Genomic DNA, 7,878 nt, shown 5'->3' with positions numbered 1-7,878 from the left:
TCGGGGCGCCCGTGACCCTTCACCGAGATGACGAGGTAGGGGCGGGCGGGGGGCCCGTGACCCGGCATCGGACCGGCGGAGTAGGGGCAGGCGGGGCGCCCGTGACCCTTCACCGAGATGACGAGGTAGGGGCGGGCGGGGGGCCCGTGACCCGGCATCGGACCGGCGGAGTAGGGGCAGGCGGGGTGCCCGTGACCCTTCATCGAGATGACGAGGTGAGGGCAGGCGGAGAGGCCCGTCACTCGACGTCAAAACCCCTCGAAGCAGGGGCGAGAGCTCAAGGCAGGAGCGGGCGGGGACGGGCGCCAGCCGGCGGCGAAACGCCGACGGAGGGACGGGCAGGGAGCAGCGACGGCCCGCAGTCGCCCACGCGCCCGAGGGGACGTGGGGGTATGTGCGCGCGGAGCACAGTGGTGGTCATCAGGGCGAGCGAAGCAGCAGAGGCCCCGCGCCAAGATGGCGAGCACGGACATACCCCCACGGCCCCGCCCCCACAGACGCACCCCAGGCGGCCACCGGCACCCCCACCCCCACGCCCCTACGCCGCATGCGCCGCCCCCACCCCCCGCCCACCCGGATGCCGATGCCGCCACACCCAGAACACCGCCGAGGAAACCAGCGCCCACCCCCCAAGCACCAGGAACGGAAACGCGTGCTGGTGACCGCCGAAGTACACCGCCGTGTGCTGCGCGTTGACCGACGCCCCGGGCGGCAGCCACTGCCCGATGTGCCCCAGCACCGACGGAAGCAGCGGCCACGACACCGCGCCCCCGGACGACGGATTCCCGAGGAGCACCATCAGCCCCCACGTCGGCAGCATCGCCCACCGCCCGAACAACGTGTTGAACATCGTGAAGACCATCCCCGACGCGAACATCGTCAGCGCCAGGATCAGCCACGACTCCACGAACGGCAGCCGCACCGCCCCCAGCCACCAGTCGACGACCGCCGCGATGACAAAGGCCCCCAGCAGCGCGTACATCGCCGTGAACGCGATGCGCTCCGCCGGATTCAGCCCCCGCGCGTGCACGCTCAGCTGAATCGCCCCCACGAACCCGATGATCACCGCGGCCAGCGAGATGTAGAAGATGGCGAGCCCCCGGGGGTCGCCCTCCTGCAACGGCTTGATGTCCTTCACCACGACCGGGACCCCCACCCGCTCGCCCACCTTCGGCGCGGTCTCCGCCAGAACCTGCGCGACGGACGCCCCGGACGCCCCGGAGACGTCCATCGTGACCTTCTTGTCCTCACCACCGCCCACCTCGACGATCGCGAAGACCTTCTGCTCCTCCACGTCCCGCCGCGCCGCGGCCACGCTGTCGTACCGCCGCACTTCCAGCGAAGCGTTCAGCGCCTTCTCCATACCGCCGACGAACGCCTTGCCGTGCGCGGCGTCCGGCGTGCCGACGACCGCCGTGGGGACATGGTGCGGGGTCGGGTTCGCCATCGAGTACGTGTACGAGCCGGCGAAGAGCCCCGCGGCGGCGGCCAGGATGAACACCAGCACGAGGGCAGGCAGGAACGGCGACCGCTTGAAGGCGGCCCACCGCTCCCCAGGTGTCGGAACCCGACCGTGCGCGCCATGCGCACCGTGCGGATGCTGACTCGGCTCTCCCGACCCATGATCAGACATACGAACACGCTAAACCACGCATACGCAGCCTTCTCACTCAGAGAAAGACGACTCCGACAAAACGGCCTCACTCCTCCTCCGCCGCGCCCCCCGCACCAAGAGCACACCCCCCACCAACACCACGACCCCCACCAGCAACACGAAATCCGGCACGGCCCTGCCAACCCCCCCGGCCCACTGCTCCACCGCGAACGAATCGTCCACGTCCAAGAGCCCCGGCAGCGCGGTAGTCCCGTCGTAGGCGAGGAAAAGCGCCCCGAGCGCGACGAAGAACAACCCCGAGAGCAGCGACGTCGTATGCAGCTCGAACCGCCCGAGCCGGAAGGCCCGCCCACGCAGCCACCTCCGCCGCCCCAGATCCAACCGCTCCCAGAGCAGCGCGAGCAGGAAGAGCGGCACGGCCATGCCGAGCGCGTAGACGGCGAGCAGCAGCCCGCCGTACACAGGGCTCCCGCTCACCGCCGCGACCGTCAGCACGCTGCCGAGGATCGGCCCCGCGCAGAACCCGGCGAGGCCGTACACGGCCCCCAGCGCGTACACCGAGAAGGCGGTGGTCGGTCGGATCCGCCCCGACAGCTCCGCCATCCTCCGTGAGGCGAAGCCCATCCCCACGACCTGGAGCACGCCGAGCCCGATGATCAGCCACCCCGCGACGAGCACCAGCTGGTCACGGTGGCCGAAGAAGAACCGCCCGGCGTAGGACCCGGCGGCGCCCAGCGGGACCAGGGTGGTGGCGAGCCCGGCGTAGAAGATGCCGGTCCGCGCGACGAGCCGCGAGGTCGAGTCGATCGAGTACGCGAAGAAGGCGGGCAGCAGCAGCGCGCTGCACGGACTGACCAGAGCGAGCAGTCCGCCCAGAAACGCAGCGAAGTACCCCACATCGGCGGTCACTCGGAAGCCCCCTTACCGCCTGCCTGCCCGGCCCCCTTACCGCCCGCCTGCCCCGCCGCCGCCTCGATCGCCTGCCGGAACACCTCGTCCGGCTGGGCGCCCGAGATGGGCCGCCCGTTGACCAGGAAGGACGGCGTGGAGGTGGCGCCGAGGCCGTACGCCTCCTCCTGGTCCTTCTTCACGGCGGCCTCGGCCGCGTCGCTTTCCGCGTCGGAGACGAACCGCCCGACGTCCTTGACCCCGGCCTCCTTCGCCAGCTCCTTCAACCGGTCCTCGCCGAAGCCCTTCTCCTTGGCCCCCTCGGCGTACGCGGCCTGGTGAAACTGCCAGAAGCGCCCCTGCTTCCCGGCCGCCCACGCGCCACGCGCGGCCCGCTCGGAGTCCGCGCCGAAGATGGGGAAGTTGCGCCATTCGATGCGCAGGACGCCCTTGTCCACGTACTTCTTCACGAGACCGGGCTCGGTGTCGCGGGCGAACTTCCCACAGAAGCCGCACTTGAAGTCGGCGTACTCGATCATCACGACGGGCGCGTCCACGCGGCCCTGCGCGAGGGGGTCCCTGGCGTCGCGCCGGGCGAGCTTCTCCAGCTCGGGGTGGACACCGGCCCGCTGCTCGGCGGAGGGCTCGCCGCCGGCGGCCGCGTCCTTCCGGGTGGTGCCCGGGGAGCCGGCGGAGTCGGCGGGCTTGGTCGCCGTGTAGGAGGCGACACCGAGCAGCGCGGCGGCGACGGCGACGCCCGCACTGATCGCGATGTTCTTCTTCTTGTTGTTCCTCTGCGGCATCAGAAGGATCTCTCTGTTCCTGTACGTGTACGTACTGTTCCTGTGCGTGATGGAAATGGGCCCTGGGGGGGAACAGGGCCTCTACACCCGCAGGACAGAGAGATCCACAGGAGAAGGCGGCACGAGCGGCGGCGGCCCCCGCACCGGCGTCATCTCAAGGACCGCCTGGTCGACGGCCCAGGCACCGGACGCCCCGTGGGCCTCGTACAGCGCGGGCAGCAGCTCGGACGCGGAGCTGGAACGCGCCGGGGCGGCAGGCGCCTGCCCGGCGTCCCGCTGACCGCCCTTGCCGCAGCCGGGCCCGGCGGGCCCGGCGGGCCGCTCGGCCACGTGCGCCGCCGTGGTGACCGGCGCCGCGGCCTTGGCCACCGCAGGCCCGCAGAACCCCCCGAGCACGACGAGCAGCACCGCCACCAAGGGGCACCACGCCGTACGCGCTCGGGTCAACATGCCCGGAATCGTACGTGCCGGGCGGCCCCGCCGGAGAAATCGGTTCGCCACTGCCGAGCGGCGGGTGAGATCCTGGACGGCGTATGTCTACGCAGCCCGCCCTCACCCTCGACACCCTCGCCCCCCGCCTGTCCGAGCTCTCGCTGCGCGATGAGCACCGGATCGGCCGCCGGCTGGAGGGTGCGCGCCGGATCCGCAAACCCGAGGCCCGCGCCGCAGTCCTCACCGAGATCGCGGCGGACGTGGAGAAGGCCGAGGCGCGGATGGCCGAGCGCCGCTCCCGCGTGCCCGCGATCACGTATCCCGAGCAGCTCCCGGTCAGCCAGAAGAAGGACGACATCGCCGACGCGATACGCGACCACCAGGTCGTGATCGTCGCGGGCGAGACCGGTTCCGGCAAGACCACGCAGATCCCCAAGATCTGCCTGGAGCTCGGCCGGGGCGTGCGCGGCATGATCGGCCACACGCAGCCCCGCCGCATCGCGGCCCGTACGGTCGCCGAGCGCGTGGCCGAGGAGATGGACACCCCGCTCGGCGAGGCCGTCGGCTGGAAGGTCCGCTTCACCGACCAGGTGAACCCGGACGGCACGTTCATCAAACTGATGACGGACGGCATCCTGCTGGCCGAGATCCAGACGGACCGCGAGCTGCGCGCGTACGACACGATCATCATCGACGAGGCCCACGAGCGGTCCCTCAACATCGACTTCCTGCTGGGGTATCTGGCCCAGCTGCTGCCGAAACGCCCCGACCTGAAGGTCGTCATCACCTCGGCGACCATCGACCCCGAGCGCTTCTCACGGCATTTCGGGGACGCGCCGATCGTGGAGGTCTCCGGTCGCACCTTCCCCGTCGAGGTGCGTTACCGCCCCCTCCTCGAAGAGGACTCCGACGACTCCGACCGGGACCAGATCACCGCGATCACCGACGCCGTCGAGGAGCTCCAGGCCGAGGGCAAGGGCGACATCCTCGTCTTCCTCTCCGGAGAGCGCGAGATCCGCGACACCGCGGACGCGCTGAACAAGAAGAACTACCGGTTCACCGAGGTCCTGCCGCTCTACGCCCGCCTCTCGCACGCCGAGCAGCACCGCGTCTTCCAGCAGCACACCGGCAGAAGAATCGTCCTGGCCACCAACGTCGCCGAGACGTCCCTGACCGTCCCCGGCATCAAGTACGTGATCGACCCGGGCACGGCCCGCATCTCCCGCTACAGCCACCGTACGAAGGTGCAGCGGCTGCCCATCGAGGCGATCAGCCAGGCCAGCGCCAACCAGCGCAAGGGCCGCTGCGGACGTACGTCGGACGGCATCTGCATCCGCCTGTACAGCGAGGACGACTTCCTCTCGCGCCCCGAGTTCACGGACGCGGAGATCCTCCGTACGAACCTCGCCTCCGTCATCCTCCAGATGACCGCGGCCGGTCTCGGCGACATCGAGAAGTTCCCGTTCATCGACCCGCCGGACCACCGCAACATCCGCGACGGCGTCCAGCTCCTCCAGGAACTCGGCGCGCTGGACCCCACCCAGAAGGACCCCAAGAAGCGGCTGACCCAGCAGGGCCGCAAGCTGGCCCAGCTGCCGGTGGACCCGCGGCTCGCCCGCATGGTCCTGGAGGCCGACAAGAACGGCTGCGTGCGCGAGGTCATGGTGATCGCGGCGGCGCTCTCCATCCAGGACCCGCGCGAGCGCCCGGCGGAGAAGCAGGCGCAGGCCGACCAGCAGCACGCCCGCTTCAAGGACGAGACGAGCGACTTCCTCGCGTACCTGAACCTGTGGCGGTACGTCCGCGAGCAGCAGAAGGAGCGCGGCTCGTCGTCCTTCCGCCGGATGTGCAAGGCGGAGTACCTGAACTTCCTGCGCATTCGCGAATGGCAGGACATCTATACGCAGTTGCGTACGGTCGCCAAGCAGATGGGCATCCACCTCAACGAGGAAGATGCCCCCGAGCAGCACGTCCACATCTCCCTCCTCGCCGGCCTGCTCTCCCACATCGGGCTGAAGGACGTGAAGGACTCCAAGGAGAACAGGGACGGCAAGGACGGCAAGGATCCCAAGCAGCGCGGCGGGCGGGGCGAGTACATCGGCGCCCGCAACGCCAAGTTCGCGATCTTCCCCGGCTCCGCGCTCTTCAAGAAGCCCCCGCGCTTCATCATGTCGGCCGAGCTGGTGGAGACCTCCCGCCTGTGGGCGCGAGTCAACGCGAAGATCGAGCCCGAGTGGGTCGAGCCGCTCGCGCAGCACCTCCTCAAGCGCACGTACAGCGAGCCGCACTGGGAGAAGGACCAGGCGGCGGTGGTGGCGACCGAGAAGGTCACGTTGTACGGCGTCCCGATCGTCACCGACCGCAAGGTGAACTACGGCCGGATCGACCCCGAGGTCTCCCGCGACCTGTTCATCCGCAACGCCCTCGTCGAGGGCGACTGGCGCACGCACCACAAGTTCTTCGCCGCCAACCGCAAGCTGCTCACCGAGGTCGAGGAGCTGGAGCACCGCGCCCGGCGCCGCGACATCCTCGTCGACGACGAGACGCTCTTCGACTTCTACGACCAGCGGGTCCCCCAAGAGGTCGTCTCCGGAGCGCACTTCGACTCGTGGTGGAAGAAGAAGCAGCGGGAAGAGCCGGAACTGCTCGACTTCGAGCGGTCGATGCTCATCAACGAGAAGGCGGGGGACGTCTCCAAGGACGACTACCCCGACTCGTGGCGCCAGGGCCCGCTGAAGTTCAAGGTGACATACCAGTTCGAGCCGGGCGCGGACGCGGACGGCGTCACGGTCCACATCCCGCTCCAGGTGCTGAACCAGGTCACGGACGAGGGCTTCGACTGGCAGATCCCGGGGCTGCGCGAGGACGTGGTCGTCGAGCTGATCCGCTCCCTGCCCAAGCCGATCCGCCGCAACTACGTCCCGGCGCCGAACTTCGCGAAGGCGTTCCTGGAGCGGGCCGTGCCCCTCCAGGAGCCGCTGCACGTCACGCTGGCGCGCGAGCTCCAGCGGATGGTGGGCGTGCCGGTCACGCCCGACGACTTCGATCTGACGCGCGTACCGGACCACTTGAAGATCACGTTCCGGATCACCGACGAGCGGCGCAGGAAGCTCGCCGAGGACAAGGACCTGGAGGCCCTGAAGCTCCAGCTCCGCCCGAAGGCCCGCAAGGCGCTCTCCCAGGCCGCCGCCGCGACAGCCGAGCGGACGGGCGGCTCGGCGGTCGAGCGGACGGGCCTCACGGACTGGACCATCGGCACGCTCAGCCGCGTCTTCGAGACCCGCAGGGCAGGACAGCCCGTGAAGGCGTACCCGGCCCTGGTGGACGACGGAGGGCCCGGGGCAGGCACGGTCTCCGTACGCCTCTTCGACACCGAGGCCGAGCAGCGGCAGGCGATGTGGAAGGGCACCCGCCGGCTCATCCTGCGCAACATCCCGGTCAACCCCGGCAAGTTCGCCTCGGACAAGCTGACGAACCAGCAGAAGCTCGCCCTGTCCGCGAATCCGCACGGCTCCATGCAGGCGCTCTTCGACGACTGCGCGATGGCCGCGGCGGACAAGCTGATCGCGGACTTCGGCGGGCCCGCCTGGGACGAGGAGTCGTACCGCAAGCTCTTCGACAAGGTGCGTGCGGAGATCGTCGACACCACCGTGCGGGTGGTCGGGCAGGTGCAGCAGGTCCTCGCCGCCTGGCAGGCCTGTGAGCGGCGCCTGAAGTCGGCGAGGAGCCCGGTGCTCCTCGCCAATCTGGCGGACGTGCGGGAGCAGTTGGACTCCCTCATCAAGCCGGGCTTCGTGACGGAGACGGGCCTGGGGCGCCTGCCGGACCTGATGCGGTACATGGTGGCCGCCGACCGCCGCCTCCAGCAGATGCCGACCAACGTCCAGCGGGACACCTCGCGCATGGAGAAGGTCCACGAGATGCGGGACGAGTACCTGTGGCTCTTGGAGCAGCTGCCGCAAGGACGTCCCGTGCCCCGGGAGGTGCTGGACATCCGCTGGATGATCGAGGAGCTGCGCGTCAGCTACTTCGCGCACGCGCTGGGCACGGCGTACCCCGTCTCGGACAAGCGGATCGTGAAGGCCATCGACGCGGCCGCACCGTGACCGGCAGGGCACGCAGGGTGAGTTCGACCGCCGG

Annotated in this window: 5 protein-coding genes; 1 reads left to right on the top strand and 4 read right to left on the bottom strand. The window is 70.0% G+C overall.

What is annotated here, in order from left to right; all coding sequences use genetic code 11:
* Window positions 1–538: 538 nt before the first annotated feature.
* The 4 genes from ACF062_RS24360 to ACF062_RS24345 form a co-directional block, all read right to left on the bottom strand.
* On the bottom strand, window positions 539–1,633 hold the full coding sequence (locus ACF062_RS24360; protein ID WP_392141130.1) for an ABC transporter permease: 1,095 nt from the start codon (window positions 1,631–1,633) through the stop codon (window positions 539–541).
* A gap of 33 nt (window positions 1,634–1,666) precedes the next feature.
* Window positions 1,667–2,524, bottom strand: coding sequence for a cytochrome c biogenesis CcdA family protein (locus ACF062_RS24355; protein WP_392141129.1), 858 nt, complete (start codon window positions 2,522–2,524; stop codon window positions 1,667–1,669).
* Window positions 2,521–3,306 (bottom strand): DsbA family protein, encoded by a 786-nt coding sequence (locus tag ACF062_RS24350; RefSeq protein ID WP_392141128.1) that lies wholly within the window; start codon window positions 3,304–3,306, stop codon window positions 2,521–2,523. The genes ACF062_RS24355 and ACF062_RS24350 overlap by 4 nt, the downstream gene beginning before the upstream one ends.
* A gap of 81 nt (window positions 3,307–3,387) precedes the next feature.
* Window positions 3,388–3,756, bottom strand: coding sequence for a hypothetical protein (locus ACF062_RS24345; RefSeq protein WP_392141126.1), 369 nt, complete (start codon window positions 3,754–3,756; stop codon window positions 3,388–3,390).
* 83 nt (window positions 3,757–3,839) lie between these two features.
* Between ACF062_RS24345 and hrpA the strand changes: the two genes are divergently transcribed.
* A complete protein-coding gene (gene hrpA / locus ACF062_RS24340; protein ID WP_392141125.1) occupies window positions 3,840–7,844 on the top strand; it encodes an ATP-dependent RNA helicase HrpA in 4,005 nt (1,334 codons plus the stop codon).
* Window positions 7,845–7,878 lie beyond the last annotated feature (34 nt).

Origin of the sequence: Streptomyces sp. NPDC015345 (assembly GCF_043078805.1) — a bacterium.
Classification (GTDB): Bacteria; Actinomycetota; Actinomycetes; order Streptomycetales; family Streptomycetaceae; genus Streptomyces.
This window is presented reverse-complemented; position numbering and strand designations above follow the sequence as displayed.